19 protein-coding genes and 2 pseudogenes are annotated in these 22,424 nt (G+C 72.4%); 9 read left to right on the forward strand and 12 right to left on the reverse strand.

Annotated elements, in window-relative coordinates; translation table 11 throughout:
* From cysD to V2W30_RS31090, 6 genes are all read right to left on the reverse strand, one after another.
* Window positions 1-936: a sulfate adenylyltransferase subunit CysD gene (gene cysD, locus V2W30_RS31065; protein WP_338701729.1), complete on the reverse strand. Its 936-nt coding sequence runs from the start codon at window positions 934-936 to the stop codon at window positions 1-3.
* Complete coding sequence (gene cysC, locus V2W30_RS31070; protein ID WP_338701730.1) at window positions 933-1,499, reverse strand: adenylyl-sulfate kinase; 567 nt, start codon at window positions 1,497-1,499, stop codon at window positions 933-935. Before cysC ends, cysD begins: the two co-directional genes overlap by 4 nt.
* 4 nt (window positions 1,500-1,503) lie before the next feature.
* A complete protein-coding gene (locus tag V2W30_RS31075; RefSeq protein ID WP_338701732.1) occupies window positions 1,504-2,214 on the reverse strand; it encodes a phosphoadenylyl-sulfate reductase in 711 nt (236 codons plus the stop codon).
* Window positions 2,211-2,390, reverse strand: a complete 180-nt coding sequence (locus V2W30_RS31080) for a hypothetical protein (RefSeq protein WP_338701734.1) — start codon at window positions 2,388-2,390, stop codon at window positions 2,211-2,213. Before V2W30_RS31080 ends, V2W30_RS31075 begins: the two co-directional genes overlap by 4 nt.
* A complete protein-coding gene (locus V2W30_RS31085; RefSeq protein ID WP_338701736.1) occupies window positions 2,387-4,084 on the reverse strand; it encodes a nitrite/sulfite reductase in 1,698 nt (565 codons plus the stop codon). Before V2W30_RS31085 ends, V2W30_RS31080 begins: the two co-directional genes overlap by 4 nt.
* 418 nt (window positions 4,085-4,502) lie before the next feature.
* Window positions 4,503-5,087 (reverse strand): GNAT family N-acetyltransferase, encoded by a 585-nt coding sequence (locus tag V2W30_RS31090; RefSeq protein WP_338701737.1) that lies wholly within the window; start codon window positions 5,085-5,087, stop codon window positions 4,503-4,505.
* A gap of 151 nt (window positions 5,088-5,238) precedes the next feature.
* Here V2W30_RS31090 and V2W30_RS31095 point away from each other — a divergent pair, with 151 nt between their 5' ends.
* A complete protein-coding gene (locus tag V2W30_RS31095) occupies window positions 5,239-6,279 on the forward strand; it encodes a M4 family metallopeptidase (protein WP_338701738.1) in 1,041 nt (346 codons plus the stop codon).
* An 87-nt stretch (window positions 6,280-6,366) separates the two neighbouring features.
* On the opposite strand, the gene V2W30_RS31100 is transcribed toward V2W30_RS31095, so the two are convergent.
* From V2W30_RS31100 to V2W30_RS31110, 3 genes and pseudogenes are all read right to left on the reverse strand, one after another.
* Entirely contained in the window at window positions 6,367-7,653 is a 1,287-nt protein-coding gene (locus V2W30_RS31100) for a GAF domain-containing protein (protein ID WP_338701739.1), read from the reverse strand.
* A gap of 252 nt (window positions 7,654-7,905) precedes the next feature.
* Window positions 7,906-9,543: an acyl-CoA dehydrogenase family protein gene (locus tag V2W30_RS31105; protein WP_338701740.1), complete on the reverse strand. Its 1,638-nt coding sequence runs from the start codon at window positions 9,541-9,543 to the stop codon at window positions 7,906-7,908.
* A 52-nt stretch (window positions 9,544-9,595) separates the two neighbouring features.
* Window positions 9,596-9,820, reverse strand: a pseudogene (locus V2W30_RS31110) (2,3-diaminopropionate biosynthesis protein SbnA); the annotation flags it as partial.
* 217 nt (window positions 9,821-10,037) lie between these two features.
* Between V2W30_RS31110 and V2W30_RS31115 the strand changes: the two are divergent.
* A complete protein-coding gene (locus tag V2W30_RS31115; protein WP_338701741.1) occupies window positions 10,038-11,228 on the forward strand; it encodes a YihY/virulence factor BrkB family protein in 1,191 nt (396 codons plus the stop codon).
* Between the two features lie 20 nt (window positions 11,229-11,248).
* Here V2W30_RS31115 and V2W30_RS31120 read toward each other — a convergent pair whose 3' ends face one another.
* Window positions 11,249-12,127 carry an NAD(P)H-binding protein gene (locus tag V2W30_RS31120; RefSeq protein WP_338701742.1) on the reverse strand — a complete coding sequence of 293 codons (879 nt, stop codon included), beginning with the start codon at window positions 12,125-12,127 and terminating at the stop codon, window positions 11,249-11,251.
* Between the two features lie 81 nt (window positions 12,128-12,208).
* Here V2W30_RS31120 and V2W30_RS31125 point away from each other — a divergent pair, with 81 nt between their 5' ends.
* From V2W30_RS31125 to V2W30_RS31140, 4 genes and pseudogenes are all read left to right on the forward strand, one after another.
* Window positions 12,209-13,159 (forward strand): AraC family transcriptional regulator, encoded by a 951-nt coding sequence (locus tag V2W30_RS31125; RefSeq protein ID WP_338701744.1) that lies wholly within the window; start codon window positions 12,209-12,211, stop codon window positions 13,157-13,159.
* 10 nt (window positions 13,160-13,169) lie between these two features.
* A pseudogene (locus V2W30_RS31130) lies at window positions 13,170-13,873 on the forward strand (helix-turn-helix domain-containing protein).
* A gap of 164 nt (window positions 13,874-14,037) precedes the next feature.
* Entirely contained in the window at window positions 14,038-16,794 is a 2,757-nt protein-coding gene (locus tag V2W30_RS31135) for a Tat pathway signal sequence domain protein (RefSeq protein WP_338701746.1), read from the forward strand.
* A gap of 122 nt (window positions 16,795-16,916) precedes the next feature.
* Window positions 16,917-17,642 (forward strand): DUF6250 domain-containing protein, encoded by a 726-nt coding sequence (locus tag V2W30_RS31140; RefSeq protein ID WP_338701749.1) that lies wholly within the window; start codon window positions 16,917-16,919, stop codon window positions 17,640-17,642.
* 7 nt (window positions 17,643-17,649) lie between these two features.
* Here the strand turns inward: V2W30_RS31140 and V2W30_RS31145 are convergent, their stop codons facing one another.
* Window positions 17,650-18,024, reverse strand: coding sequence for a VOC family protein (locus V2W30_RS31145; RefSeq protein WP_338701751.1), 375 nt, complete (start codon window positions 18,022-18,024; stop codon window positions 17,650-17,652).
* Window positions 18,025-18,177: 153 nt separating this feature from the next.
* Here V2W30_RS31145 and V2W30_RS31150 point away from each other — a divergent pair, with 153 nt between their 5' ends.
* Entirely contained in the window at window positions 18,178-18,867 is a 690-nt protein-coding gene (locus tag V2W30_RS31150) for a ThuA domain-containing protein (RefSeq protein ID WP_338701753.1), read from the forward strand.
* 27 nt (window positions 18,868-18,894) lie between these two features.
* Here the strand turns inward: V2W30_RS31150 and mmuM are convergent, their stop codons facing one another.
* Window positions 18,895-19,815, reverse strand: coding sequence for a homocysteine S-methyltransferase (mmuM, locus tag V2W30_RS31155; RefSeq protein ID WP_338701754.1), 921 nt, complete (start codon window positions 19,813-19,815; stop codon window positions 18,895-18,897).
* A gap of 227 nt (window positions 19,816-20,042) precedes the next feature.
* Here mmuM and V2W30_RS31160 point away from each other — a divergent pair, with 227 nt between their 5' ends.
* Both V2W30_RS31160 and V2W30_RS31165 read left to right on the forward strand, forming a co-directional pair.
* Window positions 20,043-21,344 carry an MFS transporter gene (locus V2W30_RS31160; protein ID WP_338701756.1) on the forward strand — a complete coding sequence of 434 codons (1,302 nt, stop codon included), beginning with the start codon at window positions 20,043-20,045 and terminating at the stop codon, window positions 21,342-21,344.
* Entirely contained in the window at window positions 21,341-22,417 is a 1,077-nt protein-coding gene (locus V2W30_RS31165; protein ID WP_338701758.1) for a glycoside hydrolase family 43 protein, read from the forward strand. Before V2W30_RS31160 ends, V2W30_RS31165 begins: the two co-directional genes overlap by 4 nt.
* Window positions 22,418-22,424 lie beyond the last annotated feature (7 nt).

Below are 22,424 nucleotides of genomic sequence, written 5' to 3' on the forward strand. Positions count from 1 at the left end.
CTAGAAGTACCCTTCGCGCTTGCGGTCTTCCATCGCGGCCTCGGACATCTTGTCGTCGGCGCGCGTGGCACCGCGCTCGGTGAGCCGGGAGGCGGCGATCTCGACGATGACCTTCTCGATCGTCGTCGCGTCGGAGTCGACGGCGCCGGTGCAGGACATGTCGCCCACCGTGCGGTAGCGGATGAGACGGGTCTCGACCGTCTCGCCCTCCTTGGGGCCGCCCCACTCACCGGCGGTCAGCCACATGCCGTTGCGGCTGAAGACCGGCCGCTCGTGCGCGTAGTAGATCTCGGGCAGGTCGATGTTCTCGCGGGCGATGTACTGCCACACGTCGAGCTCGGTCCAGTTGGAGAGCGGGAAGACGCGGACGTGTTCGCCGGGCGCGTGGCGGCCGTTGTAGAGCTGCCACAGTTCGGGGCGCTGGCGGCGCGGGTCCCACTGCGAGAACTCGTCCCGCAGGGAGAAAACGCGCTCCTTGGCGCGTGCCTTCTCCTCGTCGCGGCGCCCGCCGCCGAAGACGGCGTCGAACTTCTCCGCCTGGATCTTCTCCGTCAGCGGCACCGTCTGGAGCGGGTTGCGCGTTCCGTCGGGGCGCTCCTTGAGCACGCCGCGGTCGATGTAGTCCTGCACGTGCGCGACGTGCAGCCGCAGCCCGTGCTCGGCGACGACGCGGTCGCGGTACGCGAGGACCTCGGGGAAGTTGTGCCCGGTGTCGACGTGCAGCAGGGAGAAGGGAATCGGCGCGGGCGCGAACGCCTTGAGCGCCAGGTGCAGCATGACGATCGAGTCCTTGCCGCCGGAGAAGAGGATCACCGGCCGCTCGAACTCGCCCGCCACCTCACGGAAGATGTGCACCGCCTCGGACTCCAGAGCGTCCAGGTGGCTCAGCGCGTAAGGGCTGTCGGTCTCCTCGGAGACCGCGGCTACGGTCGTCATGCGGTCAGGCCCCTCTCGGTCAGCAGTGCGTGGAGCGCTGCCGCGGACTCCTGCACGGACTGGGTGTGCGACTCGATGCGCAGGTCGGGCGTCTCGGGCGCCTCGTACGGATCGTCGACGCCGGTCAGGCCGGTCAGCTCGCCCGCCGCCTGCTTGGCGTACAGGCCCTTCACATCGCGCTCGGAGCAGACCTCCACCGGCGTCGCGACGTGCACCTCCAGGTAGGCGGTGCCGCCCGCCTGGTGCCGCTTGCGCACGGCCTCGCGGCTGTCCGCGTACGGGGCGATGACCGGGACGAGCGTCAACACGCCGTTACGGGCGAGGAGTTCGGCGAGGAAGCCGATGCGCTGCACGTTCGTGTGCCGGTCCTCGCGGCTGAAGCCGAGCCCCGCCGAGAGGTACTCGCGGATCTCGTCGCCGTCGAGCACCTCGACCTGCCGGCCCTCGGCCCGGAGCGTCGTCGCCAGCTCGTACGCGATGGTGGTCTTACCGGCACTCGGCAGACCCGTGAGCCAGATCGTGGCTCCGGTCACTTGCTTCTCCAAAGTCTGTATACGGCTCATGGGTTCAGCCGTGGATTCCGCACTCGGTCTTCGCCCGGCCCGCCCAGCGTCCGGCGCGCGCGTCCTCGCCCTCCAGGAGGCGGCGGGTGCAGGGGGCGCAGCCCACGGACCCGTAGCCGTCCATCAGGAGCGGGTTGGTGAGCACACCGTGCTCACTGACGTACGCGTCGACGTCGTCCTGCGTCCAGCGGGCGATCGGCGAGACCTTGACCTTCCGCCGCTTCTCGTCCCAGCCGACGACCGGGGTGTTCGCGCGGGTGGGCGACTCGTCGCGGCGCAGGCCCGTGGCCCACGCGGCGTACCCGGCCAGTCCCTCTTCGAGGGGCTTCACCTTCCGCATGGCGCAGCACAGGTCGGGGTTGCGGTCGTGCAGCTTCGGGCCGAACTCGGCGTCCTGCTCGGCGACGGACCGGCGCGGGGTGAGCGTGATGACGTTGACGTCCATCACGGCCTCGACGGCGTCGCGGGTGCCGATCGTCTCCTCGAAGTGGTAGCCCGTGTCGAGGAAGACGACGTCCACGCCGGGCATCGCGCGCGAGGCGAGGTGGGCGACGACCGCGTCCTCCATGGACGAGGTCACGCAGAACTTCTTGCCGAAGGTCCGCGTCGCCCACTGGAGGATCTCCAGGGCCGAGGCGTCCTCCAGGTCGCGTCCGGCCCGCTCGGCCAGCGCCTTCAGCTCTTCGGTGTCCGACGAGATCTGAGCTGTCGTCATATCTGTTCCCCTCCACCGTCGTTGCTCTGAAGCCCTCGGGCCAGCAGCCCGAGGAACTTCAGCTGGAAGGCTCGGTTGCACGCTCCGCATTCCCAGGCGCCGTGACCTTCTTCGTTCGGACGAAGGTCCTCGTCGCCGCAGTAGGGGCAGTAGAAGGGCGCGGCACGCTCGCTCACGACAGGGCCTCCTCGGACGCGCGGGCGGCCCACGTGGCGAACCGCTCGCCGCTCTCGCGCTGCTCCTGGAAGCGGGTCAGGACACGCTCGACGTAGTCGGGCAGTTCGTCGGCCGTGACCTTCAGGCCGCGGACCTTGCGGCCGAACCCGGCCTCCAGGCCGAGCGCACCGCCCAGGTGCACCTGGTAGCCCTCGACCTGGTCGCCGTTCTTGTCGAGCATCAGCTGGCCCTTGAGACCGATGTCCGCGACCTGGATACGGGCGCAGGCGTTCGGGCAGCCGTTCAGGTTGATGGTGATCGGCTCGTCGAAGTCCGGGATGCGGCGCTCCAGTTCGTCGATGAGCGAGGCGCCGCGCGCCTTCGTCTCGACGATGGCGAGCTTGCAGAACTCGATGCCGGTGCAGGCCATCGTGCCGCGCCGGAACGGCGACGGGTTCACCCGCAGGTCGAGCGCCTCCAGGGCGGAGACGAGCGAGTCGACCTGGTCCTCGGCGACGTCGAGCACGATCATCTTCTGCTCGGCGGTGGTGCGCAGCCGGCCCGAACCGTGGGCGGCCGCGACCTCGGAGATCTTGGTGAGGGTGGCGCCGTCCACCCGGCCGACGCGCGGGGCGAAGCCGACGTAGAAGTTGCCGTCCTTCTGCCGGTGCACGCCGACGTGGTCGCGCCACCGCTCGACGGGCTGGGCGGGCGCCGGGCCGTCGACCAGCTTCCGCTTCAGGTACTCGTCCTCCAGGACCTGGCGGAACTTCTCGGTGCCCCAGTCGGCCAGCAGGAACTTCAGGCGGGCGCGGGTGCGCAGCCGGCGGTAGCCGTAGTCGCGGAAGATCGAGATGACGCCCTCGTAGACGTCCGCCACCTCGTCGAGCGGCACCCACGCGCCGAGCCGCTGCCCGATCTTGGGGTTGGTCGACAGACCGCCGCCGACCCACAGGTCGAAGCCGGGGCCGTGCTCGGGGTGCGCGACGCCGACGAACGCGATGTCGTTGATCTCGTGCACCACGTCGAGCAGCGGCGAACCGGAGATCGCGGACTTGAACTTGCGCGGCAGGTTCGAGAAGGCCGGGTTGCCGATGATCCGGCGCTGCACCTCGTCGATGGCCGGGGTGCCATCGATGATCTCGTCCTCGGCGATCCCGGCGACGGGCGAGCCGAGGATCACACGCGGGGTGTCACCGCAGGCCTCGGTCGTGGACAGGCCGACGGCCTCGAGGCGCTCCCAGATCTCGGGCACGTCCTCGATCCGGATCCAGTGGTACTGGATGTTCTGCCGGTCGGTGATGTCGGCGGTACCGCGCGCGAACTCCTGCGAGATCTCGCCGATGACCCGCAACTGCTCGGTGGTCAGCCGGCCGCCGTCGATGCGGACGCGGAGCATGAAGTACTCGTCGTCCAGCTCCTCCGGCTCCAGGATCGCGGTCTTGCCGCCGTCGATCCCGGGCCGGCGCTGCGTGTACAGGCCCCACCAGCGCATGCGTCCGCGCAGGTCGTTGGGGTCGATGGAGTCGAAGCCGCGCTTCGAGTAGATCGTCTCAATGCGTGTCCGCACATTGAGACCGTCGTCGTCCTTCTTGAACTGTTCGTTGCCGTTGAGCGGCGTGAAGTGACCCACGGCCCACTGGCCCTCACCGCGGTGACGGCTCACCTTGCGGCGTGGCGCGGCGGCAGCGGGCTTTTCAGGGGTGGCAGCCATGGGTGATACGTCCTTCAGGCAGGCAGTCAAGAGGGGGTGGCGCGCAGGGCCTCTGCGAGGGGGGCGGCCGGTGACGGGTGGGCGGCTCTGACCTGCACACTTCGCGCGAGGGCGCGGCGGTGCGCAGGACGACAGGTGGAGCGGGGGAGTCGGCGGGGCTGGTTCCGTCAGCGCGCCGGACAGATGGCGCTGGACATGCGGCCGAAGTCGACGTGCCGTCGACTCACCAAGGCGATTCCAGCTGTAGACATGACGGAAGCGTGTCATGGGACTTTGGGCCCGGTCCACCATCGTCCGCAATATGGACGCAGATGTCTCACCTTATGGACGATGGTGGCGCCGGTCACACGGGACGTGCGTGTTAGGTCGCTTACGCCCTTATTGCGCCACGCGAACCTCGCGCGGCCGCACGTCGGCCTCAGGCGGAGGGGAACGCTCCGGGCCACGGTCCCGGAGTCGGAGCGTCCGGCTCCTCGCCGGTCTCCGTCCGGAACAGCCGGAACCCGCGCCGCTCGTAGTTGGCCATCGCGTGCTCGCCGTCGAGGCTGCACGTGTGCAGCCACACCCGCTTCGTCTCCGTCCGCTCCGGCCAGCGTTCCGCCAGGTCCCAGGCGCGCGCGATGCCGTACGAGAGCAGGTGCCCGCCGATCCGGCGCCCGCGGAAGGCCGGGATCAGACCGAAGTAGACGATCTCGACCGCGCCGTCGTCCTGCGCCTCCAGCTCCACGTAACCGGCCGGCGTCCCCTTCTCGTAGGCCACCCAGGTCTCGGCTCCGGGCCTGCCGAGCTGCTCCTCCCACTGGGCGTACGTCCAGCCGAGACGGTCGATCCACTTGATGTCGCCGCCGACGGACGCGTACAGGAACCGGCTGAATTCCGGCGAGGGCACCTCGGCGCGCACGATCCGCACGTCGTCGCCCTCGGGGGCCGCGGCCGGCCGCAGATCGGACGGCGCGGTCTGTTCCAGCGACCAGGTGGTGACGGTGATGTTGCTGCTGCTCATGGGGTCATCGGATCACGGGTGGGGGCCGCGGGCCAAGGGCGTTCGGTCGGCGTGAACGTGACGCGCTCTGGTCAACCGGGCCGGGCGTGCGGGAAGATCCCGCAGCGCACCGCACCACCCCCCGCATCCGACCTACCGGAGGATGTTTCCGATGCCCCACCGCTCTCGCCGCGTACCCCGCGGTCCGCTCGCCGCGGCCACCCTCACCGTGGCCCTCGCCACGCTCGCGTCCCCCGCCCTCGCCGCGCCCGTCGCCCCGCAGGCCCGCGTCTTCATGGTCAACCCGGTCCAGTCGTCCGGCGACCAGTCCCTCACCGACGCCAAGGACGCGGCGACCGCCGTCCCGGAGAACCAGTACGCCCTCGCCGCCCTGCGCAACCTCGACGCCAGTGGCGGCCTCTCCGGCACGTGGGCCTCCGTCAGATCCGACACCGGCGCCTCCGCGAAGCTCGCCGACGTCGGCACGTACACCCGTCACGACGACCAGTTCGAGCAGGTCATGGCCTACTTCTGGGTCAACGAGGCGCAGGAGTACCTCCAGTCGCTCGGCTTCGGCGGCGACCTGCCCGGTGCCAACGACCGCGCTCAGCCCGTCCGCATCAACCAGTGGGGCGCCGACAACTCCTTCTTCACCGACAAGAAGGCCGAGATCCGCTTCGGCAAGGGCGGTGTCGACGACGCGGAGGACGCCGAGGTCATCGTCCACGAGTACGGACACGCCGTGCACAACGCCCAAGTCCCCGGCTTCGGCACCTCGTTGGAGGCCGGATCGATCGGCGAGGCGTTCGGCGACTACCTCGCCGTAGAGGTCGGCGCGGCCGCCGACGCCACATACGGCTGGCCGATGAAGACCGACCTGGCGTGTGTCGCCGACTGGGACTCGGTCTCGTACACGAACACGGCACCGCACTGTCTGCGCCGCGTCGACACCGACAAGACGTACGCGGACAAGGTCGGCGAGGTGCACGCCGACGGCGAGATCTGGTCGCGGGCGCTGTTCGACATCCGCGGCGCGCTCGGCGCCCGCACGGCGGACCGGATCATCGTGAACGCGCAGTTCGGCTTCGCGCCGGACACGAGTTTCGCTGCCGCCGCCACGACGACGGTCGCGACGGCCCAGAAGATGTACGGGAAGCAGGCCGCGGCCGCCGTGCGCAAGGCGTTCGCGGACCGGGGCATCCCCGGCGTGTGACGCGAGCCGGGCGGCCGGACCCCACCCGGGTCCGGCCGCGCCGGTGGGCTCCGGGCCGCCTCGAAGGGCCCGGTGCGCGCCCGGGGTTCAGGACCCCGGGACGCGCGCTCCGACGACCGCCGGCGCCGTCGAGTGCGGCAGCAGGTCCCGCGGATCGTCGGGCAGCACCACCTCGACGTCCGTGTCCTCCAGGAAGCGGTACGGGCGATGCGCGAGCAGCCCGCCGAGATAGCGGCGGACCCGGGACATCTCCGCGCGGACCGTCACCGTGCGGGCCGGGTCGCCGAACAGGTCCTCGGCCAGGCCCGACGCGCTGCGCCCGGTGCGGTGCAGGGCCAGCAGGTACAGCAACTCGGCGTGCCGCGGGCTAAGTTCGTGCGACCAGGAACCCGCCTCGCCGGACACCTCCACCGACCAGCGGCGGGCCCGGCTCACGTCCAGGACGACCCGGGTCGCGGTCAGCGGCTCCGGCGCGTCGTCCACCAGGATCAGCCAGCCGCCGGGCAGCGGCGCCGCCTTGCACGCGCCGAGCGCGGGTATCCAACAGGCGCCCTCCACCAGGGACTTGGGCAGTGCCACCCGGTCGAGCAGCGGCATCCCGGTGACCGCCGCCGTCCAGCCGTGCGGGTCGACCGCGACGGCCCGCCCGCGGATCCGGGCCAGGACCGGCGCGGCCACCGCCCGCAGCCGCTCCAGGGTCGCCACGTGCCGCTCGCGCAGCCGCGCCTCGGCGAGCCGGGCCACCGACGTCACCCACGACAGCGTCGCCGGGTGCATCGTCTCCACCGGACCGCTGACGTCCACGACCCCGAGCAGCCGTCCGTCACGCGGGTCGCAGATCGGCGCGCCCGTGCACGTCCACTGGTGGTGCGACTCCACGAAGTGCTCGGCGGAGAACACCTGGACGGGCCGCCGCGTCACGAGCGGCGTGCCCACCCCGTTCGTCCCGACGACGTCCTCGGCCCAGTGCGCGCCCACCATGAAGCCGTGCCGGTCGCCCTTGCGCAGCACCGCGGGATGCCCCTCACGCCACAGCAGCCGGCCGTCGGCGTCGCTCACCACCATGATGTGCTGCGCCGCCTCGGCCACCGTCACCAGCGCCTCCCGCAGCACCGGCAGAACAGGCAGCAGCGGCGAGGACCGGCGACGCTCCTCGACCTCGTCGGCGCTGAGCAGCCCGCGCCGCACGTCGCGGTCCGGGGCGACGCCGCCGCGCAGCATCCGGTCCCAGGACTCGCCGATCTCCGGGCGCGGCCTCACCCGGGGGCGGTGCCCGGAGAGCGTCGCGTCACGGACGCCCCTCAGGAGCCGGGACGCGAGCGCCACGTCCATCGCGGAGAGCCGCGTCAGGTCGATCGTCGAGTCCTTGTTCATGCCTGATTCCTCGGTATGCGGGGAGTGACGCCCATCGTGCACCGCCGAGCCGGGGCCAAGGGTGTCCTTGGTAAAAGGAGGTTGCAACCCCCTGCAACCCTGGCGAACAACCGTACGGCGATTGAAACTGGCAACAACGCGGTCAAGGCCGCGTGCAAGCTCCTCAACGGGGCCTGTAAGGCGGGGATGGTGCCGTGTCGGCGCAGCACCATCCCCGCGCGCAGCCCGTTCCGGAGCCGATGCTCACCGGGTTCACACCACCGGACGGGCCCGTTCCACGATGCCCGCCAGATCCAGGGTGTGCGGCAGCGTCCCGAACGCCGACCCCCGGTCCGTGCCGAACCGCGACGCGCAGAACGCGTCCGCCACGTCCGCCGGCGCGAACCGCACCAGCAGCGACCCCTGGAGCACCAGCGCGATCCGTTCCGTGATCCGCCGGGCCCGCGCCTCGACGCCGTCCAGGTCGCCCAGTTCGGTCAGCAGGTCCTTCACCGCCGCGTCCAGGCGGTGATCGGCGCCGCGCGCCCGGCCGATCTCCCGCAGGAACGCGTCGAAGGCCTCCGGTTCACGCTGGAGCGCCCGCAGCACGTCCAGCGCCTGGACGTTCCCGGCGCCCTCCCAGATCGAGTTGAGCGGCGACTCGCGCAGCAGCCGCGGCATGCCCGACTCCTCCACGTAGCCGTTGCCGCCCAGGCACTCCAGGGCCTCGGCCACCACCGGCGTGCACCGCTTCGTCACCCAGTACTTGGCCGCGGGCACGGCGATCCGCAGGAACGCCTCCTCACCCGCGTCGTACGCGGCGGCGAGCCGCAGCGCCAGCGTCGTCGCGGCCTCCGACTCCAGCGCCAGATCCGCCAGCACATTGCTCATCAGCGGCTTGTCGACGAGGAGTCCGCCGAACGCCGAGCGGTACCCGCAGTGGTGGATGGCCTGGGCCACCGCCTGCCGCATGAGCGCCGCCGAGCCGAGCACGCAGTCGAGCCGGGTCGCCGCGACCATGTCGACGAGGGCGCGCACCCCGCGCCCCTCGTCGCCGACCCGCCGCGCCCACGTCCGGTCGAACTCGACCTCGGCCGACGCGTTCGACCGGTTGCCCAGCTTGTCCTTGAGCCGCTGGATCAGGAAGGTGTTGCGCGTCCCGTCCTCCAGGATCCGCGGCACGAGGAAACAGCTGAGCAGCCCCGCCCCGCCGTCGTCCGCCCGCGCCAGGACCAGGAACCCGTCGGACATCGGCGCGCTGCAGAACCACTTGTGCCCGGTGAGCGCGTACGCCCCGTCGGCCGCCAGCGGTTCGGCACGGGTCGTGGTCGCGCGGACGTCGCTGCCACCCTGCTTCTCCGTCATCCCCATGCCGAAGAGGACCCCGGCCTTCTGCGATGCGGGACGCAGCCCGGCGTCGTAGATCGTGGACGTCAGACGCGGCTCCCACACCTCGGCGAGGTCCGGCTGGGCGCGCAGCGCGGGCACCGCGGCGTACGTCATCGACAGCGGACACAGGTGCCCCGCCTCCACCTGCGCCCACACCAGGAACGCGGCGGCGCGCCGCAGATGGCCGCCGGGCCGCTTCCACGCCGCCGTCAGACCGGACGTGACGCCCTTGCCGACGAGCCGGTGCCACGCCGGATGGAAGTCGACCTCGTCGACGCGGTGGCCGTAGCGGTCGTGGGTGCGCAGCTCCGGCGGGTTCGCGTCGGCGAGCCGTCCCCACTCCTGGGCCTGGGCGGAACCGGCGGTGCGCCCGAGCAGCGCCAGCTCGTCGCGGGCCTCGTCCAGGAGAGCCGGGTCGAGGTGCCGCTCCACCGCCGCCACCAGGACCCGGTCGGCCGTGAAGACGTCGTACCCGCTCAGCGGCGGGGGCTGGTTGGTCACCGTGTGCGTGCTGCCTGCCATACCCCGAACCTACCCGCGTCGAGGGGCGTCGGCCGAGACGGGCCGGCGCCGGTTCCGGTTGCGCCGTGCCGACGTCCCGAGGCCGGTCGTCGCGGTACACCGTGTCCAGGTGGCGCTCGCCCGGGTCGGGGGCGAGCGCCACCGCCGTCGGGCCGCGGCGGCCGTACCGCTCCAGCCTCTGGCCCGCCCCGCTGACCACCGTTCCGGTGGAGCCGCCGACCAGGACCCCGCGGCGGACGAGCCGGCGGCAGACCCGGAGGATGTCCGCCTCCTCGACGCGGTCGGTCCGACGCGGGCATGTCCGGGCGCACCCGCCCGCCGTTCCACCGTCCCGGGAACTCACCGGAGCGCCGGTGCGAATGCCGCGGCCGATTCCCCTTCGCGGCCGCAGGGTGCCGCGACAAATCAGGCCAACGCGGACATGACAGATGTTCGTCGCAGGTAGTGGGCCCGGGGGATGGGGGCCGTCCCCGTGTGACGGATACCTTTAGGTCGTGCAGCCAGCAAGTGAATCCCCCGATCGACCGTCGTCCGGCCGTCTCCACCGGGCACGGGTGCTCTACCAGAATGTCTCCAAGCGCAGGACCGCCTGGCTGCTGCTGAAGGACACCGTCAATTCGTGCATGGAGTACCGCATCCTGGGCCTCGCGGCCGAGGCGGCGTTCTTCACCCTGCTGTCCGTGCCGCCGCTGCTGCTCTCGCTGGTGGGACTGCTCGCGTACGTCGACACGTGGACCGGCGCCGACACGATCGCGGGCGTCCGCGACAACATCCTCGAAGCCTCCAGGACCGTCCTCACCGACCAGGGCGTGAAGGAGATCGCCGAACCGATTCTGGACGACGTCATCAAGGGCGGCCGCCCCGACGTCATCTCCATCGGCTTCCTCATCTCCCTCTGGTCGGGCTCGCGCGCGGTGTCGACCTTCGTGGACACGGTGACCGTCATGTACGGCCTGGACGGCGTGCGCGGCATCGTGAAGACCCGGCTGCTCGCCTTCCTCCTCTTCCTCGTCGGCCTGATCGTCGGCTCGATCGCGCTGCCGCTGATGATCGCGGGCCCGGACGCGGTGATCGCCCTCGTCCCCTGGTCGGAGACGCTCGTCCAGGTCCTCTACTGGCCGGTGGTCCTGGTCCTGTCGGTGGCGTTCCTGACGACGCTCTACCACGTGTCCGTCCCCGTGCGTTCGCCGTGGATCGAGGACGTGCCGGGGGCCCTCGTGGCCCTGGCGATGTGGATCCCCGGCAGCTTCCTGCTGCGTCTCTACATCACCAACACCATCGAGGGCCCCACGATCTACGGCTCGCTGGCGGCACCGGTCGCGGTGCTCCTGTGGATCGGTGTCTCCGCGTTCGCGGTCCTGGTCGGCGCGGCCGTGAACGCCGCGATCGACCGGGTCTGGCCGTCCGTCGCCACCGCCGCGGCGCGCGCCGCGAACGAGCGGGTGCGCACGGCCGCCGCCGCGCAGTACGTGGCGCGCGTGGCGGCCCGCACCAAGGCGCACGGCGGAGGCGACGCGGACGACGACGAGGACGGCGAGTTCGGCGAGGAGGCGGACGGCCCCGACATGCCGTCCGAGTTCCCCGAGCGCTGGTCCCGGTTCCTGCCCCCGGAGGACGTGTCGTCGCGCCTGCGCACGCACGTACGCCGGAGCGGGGACACCCAGCACGACGACGAGAGCACCTAGCCGCTCCCTCTTCCCAGCCGCTACTTCCAGGCGCCGTGCGCGGCCGCGTCCGCGGCGAACGCGGCGAACGGCCGGGGCCCGCGCCCCAGGACCCGCCGCACATCGCCCGACAGCGACGCGTTGCGCCCGTCGAGCAGCGTGCCGAACAGCTCCACCAGGAACGCCACTTCCTCCTCGGGCACACCCAACTCCCCGAGCGCCGCCCCGTAGTCACCCACCGGCACCGCCACATACCTCTTCTCCGTGCCGGTGGCCCGCGCGACCGCGCCGAGCGCCTCGCCCCACGTGAGCAGCTCGGGACCGGTCAGGTCGAGGACCTCGCCCGCGTACCGCCCCGCCGGATCGCGCAGCACGGCCACCGCGACCTCCGCGATGTCCCGTACGTCGACGAACGGCTCGCGCAGTCCGTCCGCGGCCGCGAACGCCAGCTCGTCGCCGCGCACCTGCTCCAGGAGCGGGCCCTCGCTGAAGTTCTGCTGGAACCAGGCGCACCGCAGCACCGTCCACGCGGCGCCCGACGCCCGCAGCGCCTCCTCCGCGGGCAGCGCCTGGTCCTCGCCGCGCGCCGAGAGCAGCACGAGACGCCGCACGCCGAGCTCGACGGCCCGGCGGGACAGCGCCCCGACCGCGTCCGCCGCGTCCGGCGCCCCGATGTCCGTCGGGTACGCGAGATACGCGCCGTCGGCGCCGCGCAGCGCCGCGTCCCAGGTCGCCGGCTCCGCCCAGTCGAACCGCACCGCGCCGGAGCGCGAGGCAGCCCGCACGGTCAGCCCGGCGGCGCGCGCCGCGTCGGCGACCCGGCGCCCGGTCCGCCCGCTCGCGCCGGTCACCAGCACGGTCGACAGCTCCGAGGCCGCGTTCCGCGTCGTGTTCTTCGCTGTGTTCGTTTTCTCCGTCATGCCTCCACTCAACTGCCGCGCGGGGCACGGAAACATCGGCGAGCCGCTCACCGCCATACGCGTCCGTCTACGCTGCCCGTCATGGACGTACTCGCAGGGCTTCTGGAAGGGCCGCGGGCGCGCGGGGCCTTCATGATCCGGGCCTGTTTCGAGGTCCCGTGGTCCGTGCGCATCGCCGACGAGGCACCGCTCACCGTGATGATCATGGTGGAGGGCGACGCGTGGATCCTGCCCGCGGACGGCGCCGGGGGCGCCGGGAAGCCGCAGCACATCCGCCCCGGGGACATCGCCGTCGCGCGCGGACCCGACCCGTACGTCTGCTGCGACGACCCGGCGACCGAGCCGCGCGCCGAGATCGGCCCGGGACAGGTGTGCAGGCCGCTCGGCCCCGCGCACGTCGGCCGGTACAAGGACCTCGGCGTACGGGAGTGGGGTGAGTCGCCCGACGGCCCCGCGAAGATGCTCATCGGCACCTACCAGATGCGCGGCGAGCTCAGCGGGCGGCTGCTCGACGCGCTGCCCCCGCTGCTCGTCCTGCCGACCGAGGTCTGGGACTGCCCGCTGACCCCGCTGGTCGCCGACGAGATCGGGCGCGACGAACCGGGCCAGGAGGTCGTCCTCGACCGGCTCCTCGACCTGCTGCTCATCGCGTCGCTGCGGGCCTGGTTCTCCCGGCCCGAGGCCGACGCGCCCGCCTGGTACCGGGCCCTGGGCGACCCGGTCGTCGGCCGCGCGCTGCGGCTGATCCAGGACGACCCCGCGCACCCGTGGAGCGTCACCGAACTCGCCGGGCGCGCCGGGATCTCGCGGGCCGCGCTCGCCCGCCGCTTCACCGACCTCGTGGGCGAGCCCCCGATGACGTACCTCACCGGCTGGCGGCTCGCGCTCGCCGCCGACCTGCTGCGCGACACGGAGCTCACCGTCGCGTCGATCGCGCGGCAGATCGGCTACGGCAGCGCGTTCGCCCTGTCCAGCGCCTTCAAGCGGGTGTACGGGATCAGCCCGCAGGACCACCGCACGCGCGCGGCGTAGCGTGAATCGGGTGAGCGCTGCGGACAGGTACGAGGAGCGGCCCGCGCGGGTGCCGGGCGCCGTCGTGTGGACGCGCACCGTCACCGCCGGTCCGGCGACCGCGGCCGCCGTGCTGCCCGACGGCTGCATGGACCTGATCTGGAGCGAGGGCCGGCTGTTCGTGGCCGGACCCGACACCCGCGCCCACCCCACGGGGCCCGGCGACGGCCGCCGCTACGCGGGCATCCGCTTCGCCCCGGGACGGCACCCGGCTACCTCGGCGTCCCGGCCCACGAACTGCGCGACACCCGGGCCGACCTGGCGGACGTCTGGCGCGGCGGCGAGACCCGCAGGCTGACCGAACGGATCGACACGGCCGCCGATCCCGCGGCCGAACTGGAGGCGCTCGCCGCCCGGCTCGCCCACGAGGCGGGCCCGCCCGATCCGCTGCTCTCCCACGTCGTCAGGGCGCTCGGCGCGGGCCGCACCGTGACCGAGACCGCCGCGGAGACCGGGCTCGACCCGCGCCGTCTGCACCGGCGTTCCCTCGCCGCGTTCGGCTACGGGCCCAAGACGCTGGCCCGGGTCCTGCGTCTCCAGCGGGCCCTGGCGCTGGCGCGCGGTGGCGTCCCCTTCGCGGACACGGCGGCCCGTGCCGGATACGCGGACCAGGCCCATCTGGCGCGCGAGGTGCGGGACTTGACGGGCGAGACGCTCGGCCGGCTCCTCGCCTGAGATCCGATGCCGGGCCTGACGGGTCCTGAGCGAACCTGTGCGTTTGTGTGCGCAGTATTGCGATCCCGTGGCGGCGCCCCGGAAGATCTGGTGTCGATGCGCTTCGATGAGCAGGGTGAGAGCGAAACGATCACCAGGACTTCCCTGAGGACCCGAGGAGCACCGTGTCCGGCCCCGCCCGCCGCACCGTCATCACGTCCGCCGCGCTCGTCGCCGCGGCGGCCCCGCTCTCCTGGGCCGCGTCCCCTCGAAGCGCTTCCGCCGCTTCCGGGTCCGCCGCCGGGAGTGCCGAACTCCACTGGCTGGAGGGCTCCACGCCCCGTGCCCACACCGGGGTCACCTGGGGCGTGCCGTGGGCGCGCGGCACCTACCGGCCGGATCAGACCTTCGCCCTGACCGCCGCCGACGGGACGCCCGTCCCCGTACAGAGCTGGGTCACCGGCAGCTGGCCCGACGGCAGCGTCAAATGGACCGCGCACGCCATCGCCGCCGACGCCCCCGCATCCGCGACGTACCAGCTCGGTTCAGGCACCCCGGCCGCCGCCCACCACAAGCTGACCGTCACCACCAAGAACGGCCGGACCACCGTCTCCACCGGCGCCGTCACCACCGTCTTCGGTGCGAAGGGCTCGTCCGTCGTCGTCTCCTCGGTCCGGCGCGGCGACACCGAGACCGCCCGCGACGGCCGGCTCGTCGCCCTGCGCCAGGCGAGCGCCGACGACGAGGGCCGATCCGCGGGCGCCTGGCAGGAGTTCACCGGACGCGTCGAGAAGACGGTCGTCGAACAGGACGGCCCCGTACGGGCCGTCGTACGCGTCGAGGGCCGGCACCACGGCACCGGGCGCGGGGGCCGGGCCCCCTGGCTGCCGTTCACGCTGCGCTTCGTCTTCACCGCGGGCGCCGACTCCTTCCGCCTCGTGCACACCTTCGTCTGGGACGGCGTCCAGGAACCCGGTCAGGAGAAGGGCGACTTCCTGCGCGGCCTCGGCGTCCGCTTCACCGTGCCGCTCGGCGACGAGCCCTACGACCGGCACATACGCCTCGCCGACTCCGAGGGCGGCCTGTTCAGCGAGGCCGTGCAGGGCGTCACCGGGCTGCGCCGCGACCCCGGCGAGGCGGTGCGCGCCGCGCAGATCGCGGGCGAGAAGCTACCCGATCCCGCTACCTGGGACACCCGGGTCGCCGGTCGCCTCGCCCACCTGCCGGCCTGGGGCGACTACACCCTCACCCAGCCCACCGCCGACGGCTACACGATCCGCAAACGCACCAAGCCGGGCCACGGCTGGATCCAGGCTGCGGCGGGCCGTCGCGCCGGCGGCTTCGGGTACGTGGGCGGCGCGAGCGGCGGACTCTCCTTCGGCCTGCGGGACTTCTGGCAGCGCCACCCCACGCGGCTCGACATCCGCGGCGCCGCCTCCGACGCCGCCGAGGCCACCCTCTGGCTCTACTCGCCCGACGCCGCCCCGCTCGACCTGCGCTTCTACCACGACGGCCTCGGCCAGGACACGTACGAGCAGCAGGCCGAGGGCCTGGAGATCACCTACGAGGACTACGAGAAGGGCTTCGGTAGCCCGTACGGGATCGCCCGCACCAGCGAACTCTTCTTCTGGGCGCACGGATCGACGCCGGACGCGGCCGCACTCGCCGCGCAGGCCGCGGCCACCGCGACCCCACCGCTGCTCACCGCGACGCCCCAACGCCTGCATCAGGCAAGGGTGTTCGGCGACTGGGCGCCCGTCGACCGCTCGAACGCGGCGCGCACCGCGATCGAGGACCGCCTCGACAACCTCTTCGCCTACTACCGCGACCAGCGCGAGGACCGCCGCTGGTACGGCTTCCTCGACTACGGCGACGTGCAGCACACGTACGACAACGACCGGCACGTCTGGCGCTACGACATCGGCGGCTACGCCTGGGACAACTCCGAACTGGGCACGGACCTCTGGCTCTGGTACCACTTCCTGCGCTCGGGGAAGGCCGAGGTCTTCCGCTTCGCGGAGGCGATGACACGGCACACCGGCGAGGTCGACGTGTACCACCTCGGCACCTGGGCGGGCCTCGGCACCCGGCACGGCGTCCAGCACTACGCGGACAGCGCCAAGCAGGTCCGTATCTCCACCGCCGCCAACCGCCGCTTCTACTACTTCCTCACCGGCGACGAGCGCACCGGCGACCTGCTGAGCGAACTCGCCGACGTGGAGGAGACGTTCACCGTCCTCGACCCGCAGCGCAAGGTCCGCTCCGACGGCTACGAGCCCGGCGACCGGCACGCCCTGTCCGTCGGCTTCGGCACCGACTGGGGCGGCATCTCGGCGGCCTGGCTCACCGAGTGGGAACGGCAGGGCCCCAAAGCCGCCAAGTCCCGCACCAAGCTGCTGAATTCACTGCGTACGATCGCCGCCCAGCCGAACGGCTTCTTCACCGGCGCCGGGCTGCTCGACGCCGACACCGGGAAGTTCGCCGTCACCACCGACACGACGGTCAGCGTCTCGCACCTCAGCGCCGTCTTCGGCCTCGTCGAGACGAACAGCGAACTCGTCACGCTGCTCGGCGCGCAGGAGCCGGAGTTCGCGAGGGCCTGGCTCGACTACGCCCAGTACTACAACGCGACGACCGCCGAGAAGACCCGGCTCACCGGCTCCACCTGGAAGTCGGCGCTCCCCGCGGCCCACTCCCGCCTGACCGCCTACGCGGCGCACGCCAAGGACGACCCGACACTCGCGAAGCGCGCCTGGAACGAGTTCTTCACCGGCACCGACACCTACTTCCCGTCCAACGACTGGAAGCGGGTCACGATCAAGGCCCCGGCCGTCCTGCGCACCACCGAGGAGATCCCGTGGATCTCCACCAACTCCTCGGCGCAGTGGGCGCTCGCGGCGATCCAGAACCTGGCCCTGATCGGAACGTCGATCCCGTCATGAGACGCGGCTGCGTTTCCGCTTCACCGGAAGCGCCGCGCACGCCCGCACCCTCGCGCCGCACGCCGGCCGCCGCACGACCCTCCGCACCGCACCCCCTCCCGAGCCATCGCAGGAGCCACCCGATGACCACCCGTCTCCCTGGACCTTCCCGCCGCGCCTTCGGCGCGCTCGTCGCGGGCGCTGCGGCGGGCGCGCTGCTGCCCGCCGCCACCGCCTCGGCGCACGGCGGCCGCCTCGTCGCCCGCGACGACTTCCGCCACGGCCTCGGCCGGTGGTTCGTCGAACTGGAGCAGGGCGGCAGCGTCACCGCGTCCCGCGGCGTCCTCGACGTCGACGTGCCCGCCGGTGCCACCGTCTGGTTCAGGCAGCGCCTGAGCGGCCCGTACGTCCTGTCGTACACGGCGACGCCGGTGTCGGCGGGCGGCGTCAACGACCGGGTCTCCGACCTCAACAACTTCTGGAACGCGACGGACGTCCGCTCGCCCCACGACCTGTTCGCCACGCGCCGCGGCGGGGCGCTCGCCGAGTACGACCAGCTCACGACCTACTACGCGGGCTACGGCGCCAACTACAACACCACGACCCGTCTGCGCCGCTACGTCGGCGAGAGCGGCGTCCGCCCGCTCGTGTACGACTACACGGAACCGCTGCTCACGGCCAACGAGCCCAACCGGGTCCGCATCGTGTCCGACGGCTCGACCGTCCAGTGGTGGAACAACGGCCGCCTCGTCTTCGACTACACGGACCCGGACCCGTACACGAGCGGCCACTTCGCGTTCCGTACGACGTGGAGCCATTTCCGCATCGAGGACTTCGAGGTCCGCAGGCCGGGCGGCGGCCGCCGCTAGGGAGGGGCTAGAGCGGGGCGAACAGGTCGACCTGGTTGCCGTCCGGGTCGAGCACGGCGGCGTACCGCTGTCCCCAGTCGGCGTTCCACGGCTTCAGCTCACCGTGGTACCCGGCCGCGGTGAGCCGCTCGTACACCGCGTCGACCCCGGCGGCGTCCCCGCAGTGGAACGCGAGGCCGATCCGGCCGCGCCCCGGATCCTCGCCGCTGCGGTCGGGGTCGAACATCAGGCGGATGCCGCCCGGCAACTCGGCCTCCACGTGCGGGAGTTGCTCGGCGTCCGGCGGGAAGGTGAGGCCGAGGAGGCGGTAGAAGGCCAGCGACGCGGCCAGATCGGTGGTGCTGACGCCGATGGCGTCCATGCGGACGGTGATCTCGTTCATGTCTCCACCGTAGGGACGCCGCGGACGGCCGGTCTTGTACGAAACGGACGCCCCCGTCTCCGTGGGGGCCGGGTGCGCTGATGCCGGACACGTACCCGCCGTTCCGGCGCGACCGGGGAGACGCCGACCGCTCGCCTCGTAGGCTGCGGGGCCATGACCGTCGACCCCGCCCCCGCGCACTCCGTCGTCCTCACCTACACCCGCACCACCGACTACCGCCACGACTCCATCCCGCACGCCGTCGCCACCCTGCGCCGACTCGGCCTCGCCGTACGGCACACGGAGGACCCGGACGTGTTCGCCGACGCGCTGGGGGAGCGGCCCGCCGTCGTCGTCCTCCTGTCCACCAGCGGGGACGTGCTCACCGACGCGGGGCGCGAGCGGCTCGCCGCGTACGTCGACGGGGGCGGCGGGTTCGTCGGGGTGCACGCGGCGGCGTGCACCGAGTACGGGTGGCCGTACTACGGGCGGCTGCTCGGGGCGCGGTTCACACGGCACCCCGCGTACCAGCCGGGGCGGCTGCTCGTCACCGATCGCACGCACCCGGCGACCCGGCACCTCGGCGAGCGGTGGGAGTTCACCGACGAGTGGTACGACTTCCACGCCGATCCGCGCGCGGCCGATCCGGCGGTGCGGGTCCTCGCGTCCGCGGACGAGTCGTCGTACGAGGGCGCGGGCATGGGCGGCGAGCATCCGCTGGTGTGGTGCCGCGCGCAAGGAGCCGGGCGGGTCTTCTACACGGCGCTCGGGCACGCCGACGCGGCGTACGACGATCCGGACTTCCGGGCGCACCTCCTGGGCGGCATCGAGTGGGCGGCCTCGGAACCCGTACGCGGGCTGTGACGATCCGGCCGTCCGGGCGGCGGGCCCTCAGGCGGCCAGTTCCCGCGCGATCGTGCGCACGCCCTCCGGGCCCACCCGGCAGCACCCGCCGATCAGCCGCGCGCCCGCGCCGGCCCACTCGGTGACCTGCCCGGCGGTGAACGTCGACGCGCCCTTCCAGGCGCGCGCCCGCGCGTCCCACTCCTCGCCGCTGTTGGGGTAGACGACGACGGGCTTGCCGGTGACCCGCGCCGCGATCCGCACCGCCTCGCCCGCGTCCCCGGGCGCACAGCAGTTGACACCCACGGCCACGATCTCGTCGACGTCGGCGGCGAGCGCGAACGCCTCCTCCAGCGGCTGGCCCGCACGGGTGCGCCCGTCCGCCACCGAGTACGACAGATACGCGGGCGCGCCCAGCTCCCGTACGACCGTCAGGAGCGCCCGCGCCTCGTCGGCGTCCGGCACCGTCTCCAGGGCGAGGACGTCGGCCCCGGCGCCGGCCAGGACCTCCAGGCGCGGCCGGTGGAAGGCCGCCAGCTCCTCCACGCTCAACCCGTAGCGCCCGCGGTACTCCGAGCCGTCGGCGAGCATCGCCCCGTACGGGCCGACCGACGCCGCCACCCACAACGGCCGCCCGGCCTGCGCCGCGCGCCCCGCCTCGCGGGCCAACTCCACGCTCTGGACGAGGAGTTCGCGCGCGCCGGCCGCGTCGATGCCGCGCCGCCCGAAGCCTTCGAAGGTGGCCTGGTAGCTCGCGGTGATGGCCACGCTCGCGCCCGCCTCGTAGTACGCCCGATGCGCCGCGACGATCGCCTCCGGCTCCTCGGCGAGCAGCCGCGCCGACCACAGCTCGTCGCTCAGGTCGTGTCCGGCGGACCCCAGCTGGTTGGACAGCCCGCCGTCGAGGACGACGGGACCCGCGGCGAGAGCGGCGCGGAAGGACTCGGGCGTGGCGGTGCTGTTCGGCATGGTCCGACGCTAGTCGACGCGCCGGCCGGTCCTCACCACCCCCGGACCTCTCCTCCCCTCCGAGGTGCCGTCCGGGTGTCCCATCGATCACTTGTGGTGACGGTGTGAGCGGACTCAGGAGTTCCGTCCGACCCGTTGACCTCCCCGTAACACCCCTTTACCGTCGCGGTGTTCGTAATGACGATTGTCGTTCGATATGTCGGACGCAAGGTAAGGGGGCGTGCGCGATGGAGCGCCAGGTCCTGAGCAAGGCGGCGGTACGTCTGCTGCCGTTCCTCGGTCTGCTGTATGTGATCGCCTACATCGACCGGTCCAACGTCGGCTTCGCCAAACTGGAACTACAGGCCGAACTGGGCGTCGGCGCCACCGCGTTCACCCTCGGCCAGGTCTTCTTCTTCACCGCGTACGCGCTGCTCGAAGTACCCAGCAACCTGATGCTGCACCGGGTCGGAGCGCACCGCTGGATCGCCCGGATCCTGCTGACCTGGGGCCTGGTCACGATCGCCACCACGCTCGTGCAGTCCACCTGGCAGTTCTACCTCGCCCGGTTCGCGCTCGGCGCCGCCGAGGCCGGGTTCTTCCCCGGCGTCCTCTACTACCTCTCACGGTGGTTCCCCGCGCGCCACCGCGGCCGCGCCATCGGGGCGTTCATGCTCGCCGCGCCCGTGTCGTTCATCATCGGCAACCCCGTGATGGGCGTCCTCATGGACCTCGACGGAACCTGGGGCCTGTCCGGCTGGCAGTGGGTGTTCCTCGCCACCGGCATTCCCGCCGTCCTCGTCGCACCCGTCGTCCTCGCCCTGCTGCCCGTGACCCCCGAGCGCGCCAACTGGCTCGCCGCGGACGAGAAGCAGTGGCTGGCGGACGCCCTCGACACCGACCGCGCCGAAGCCGGTGAGCAGCCGCACCACACCCTCGCCGTGCTCCGCGACCGACGCGTCCTGACGGCCGCCGTCTTCTTCCTCGCCTTCCCGCTGTCCACGTACGGGCTCTCCTTCTGGCTGCCGACCATCATCGACGGCTTCGGCGACCTGACGACCACACAGGTCGGCCTCGTCTCCGCGATCCCGTACGTGTGCGTGGCCGTCGGTCTCGTCGTCGTGCCCCGGCTCGTCGCGCGCCGCGACACCCCGTACCTGTGGACCGCGGTGATGCTCGCCCTGACCGTCGCCGGATTCACCGTCGCGGCGCTCTTCGCGTCGCCCGTCGTCCAGATGCTCGGCCTGTGCGCCGCCGCCGTCGGCGGCTACGCCGCCCAGCCCGCCTTCTGGGCGCTGATCCCGCGCTTCCTCACCGGCGCCGCCGCGGCAGCCGGCATCGCCGCGGTCAACGCGGTCGGCAACCTCGGCGGCGGCTTCGGGCCGCTCGGCATCGCCGCCGTCGTCGACTCCACCGGGTCCGCCCTGACGGGCCTGCTCTTCCTCCTCGCGGTCGCGGTCCTCGGTCTGCTCGCCGTGCCGCTGCTGCGCCGCGCCCTGACGTCCGAGCCGTCCGCGTCCGCCCCCGCCAAGGAAAGGCAAGCCGTATGAGTCCTGACAGCACCCCTGAACAGCCCTCCCGCAGGGGCGTGTTGCGGACCGCCGCGGCCGCGGGCGCCGTCGCCGCGCTGCCCACCGCGGCGCTGCCGGGAACCGCCCACGCCGCCGCCTCCCGCTACCGCAACCCGCTCGTCGAACAGCGCGCCGACCCGCACATCCACCGCCACACCGACGGCCACTACTACTTCACGGCCACCGCCCCCGAGTACGACCGGATCATCCTGCGCCGCTCCCGCACCCTCCAGGGCCTGACCGACGCCGCCGAGTCCGTCATCTGGACGAAGCACGCCACCGGACCCATGGGCGCCCACATCTGGGCGCCCGAGATCCACCACATCGACGGCGCCTGGTACGTCTACTTCGCCGCCGCGCCCGCCGAGAGCGTGTGGGACATCCGGATCTGGGTCCTGGAGAACACCCACCCCGACCCGTTGCGGGGCACCTGGACGGAGAAGGGGCAGCTCAGGACGGCCTGGGAGACGTTCTCCCTCGACGCCACCACCTTCACCCTGCCCGGGAGGGCCACCTCGGGCGAGCGCTACCTTGCCTGGGCGCAGCACGAGCCCGACCAGGACAACAACACGGCGGTCTGGCTGTCGAGGATGGCGAACCCCTGGACCCTGACCGGCCCCCAAGTACGCCTGACCACACCGGAGTTCGACTGGGAGTGCGTCGGCTACAAGGTCAACGAAGGCCCGTCCGTCATCATCAGGAACGGGCGCGTCTTCCTCTCCTACTCCGCCAGTGCCACCGACCACCACTACTGCCTGGGCCTGCTCACCGCCGACGCCGACAGCGACCTGATGGACCCGGCGTCCTGGACCAAGTCACCGACCCCGGTCCTCACCAGCAACGACACGACGCAGCAGTACGGCCCCGGCCACAACTGCTTCACCGTCGCCGAGGACGGCCGCACCGACGTCCTCGTCTACCACGCCCGCCGGTACAAGGAGATCGAGGGCGACCCCCTCGACGACCCCAACCGCCACACCCGCGTCCAGAAACTCGGCTGGCACAAGGACGGCACCCCGGACTTCGGTGTCCCGGTCGCCGACAGCCTCTGACGTCAGG

Source organism: Streptomyces sp. Q6 (assembly GCF_036967205.1).
In the GTDB taxonomy this organism is placed as follows: domain Bacteria; phylum Actinomycetota; class Actinomycetes; order Streptomycetales; family Streptomycetaceae; genus Streptomyces; species Streptomyces citrinus.

Bases quoted from the DNA above. Each gene is read 5' to 3' on its own strand.
- cysD (WP_338701729.1), bottom strand. From the start codon at position 936: ATGACGACCGTAGCCGCGGTCTCCGAGGAGACCGACAGCCCTTACGCG.
- V2W30_RS31145 (WP_338701751.1), bottom strand. From the start codon at position 18,024: ATGAACGAGATCACCGTCCGCATGGACGCCATCGGCGTCAGCACCACC.
- V2W30_RS31085 (WP_338701736.1), bottom strand. From the start codon at position 4,084: ATGGCTGCCACCCCTGAAAAGCCCGCTGCCGCCGCGCCACGCCGCAAG.
- V2W30_RS31105 (WP_338701740.1), bottom strand. From the start codon at position 9,543: ATGGCAGGCAGCACGCACACGGTGACCAACCAGCCCCCGCCGCTGAGC.
- V2W30_RS31100 (WP_338701739.1), bottom strand. From the start codon at position 7,653: ATGAACAAGGACTCGACGATCGACCTGACGCGGCTCTCCGCGATGGAC.
- V2W30_RS31150 (WP_338701753.1), top strand. From the start codon at position 18,178: ATGACCGTCGACCCCGCCCCCGCGCACTCCGTCGTCCTCACCTACACC.
- cysC (WP_338701730.1), bottom strand. From the start codon at position 1,499: ATGAGCCGTATACAGACTTTGGAGAAGCAAGTGACCGGAGCCACGATC.
- V2W30_RS31165 (WP_338701758.1), top strand. From the start codon at position 21,341: ATGAGTCCTGACAGCACCCCTGAACAGCCCTCCCGCAGGGGCGTGTTG.
- V2W30_RS31120 (WP_338701742.1), bottom strand. From the start codon at position 12,127: ATGACGGAGAAAACGAACACAGCGAAGAACACGACGCGGAACGCGGCC.
- mmuM (WP_338701754.1), bottom strand. From the start codon at position 19,815: ATGCCGAACAGCACCGCCACGCCCGAGTCCTTCCGCGCCGCTCTCGCC.
- V2W30_RS31075 (WP_338701732.1), bottom strand. From the start codon at position 2,214: ATGACGACAGCTCAGATCTCGTCGGACACCGAAGAGCTGAAGGCGCTG.
- V2W30_RS31160 (WP_338701756.1), top strand. From the start codon at position 20,043: ATGGAGCGCCAGGTCCTGAGCAAGGCGGCGGTACGTCTGCTGCCGTTC.
- V2W30_RS31095 (WP_338701738.1), top strand. From the start codon at position 5,239: ATGCCCCACCGCTCTCGCCGCGTACCCCGCGGTCCGCTCGCCGCGGCC.
- V2W30_RS31090 (WP_338701737.1), bottom strand. From the start codon at position 5,087: ATGAGCAGCAGCAACATCACCGTCACCACCTGGTCGCTGGAACAGACC.
- V2W30_RS31140 (WP_338701749.1), top strand. From the start codon at position 16,917: ATGACCACCCGTCTCCCTGGACCTTCCCGCCGCGCCTTCGGCGCGCTC.
- V2W30_RS31125 (WP_338701744.1), top strand. From the start codon at position 12,209: ATGGACGTACTCGCAGGGCTTCTGGAAGGGCCGCGGGCGCGCGGGGCC.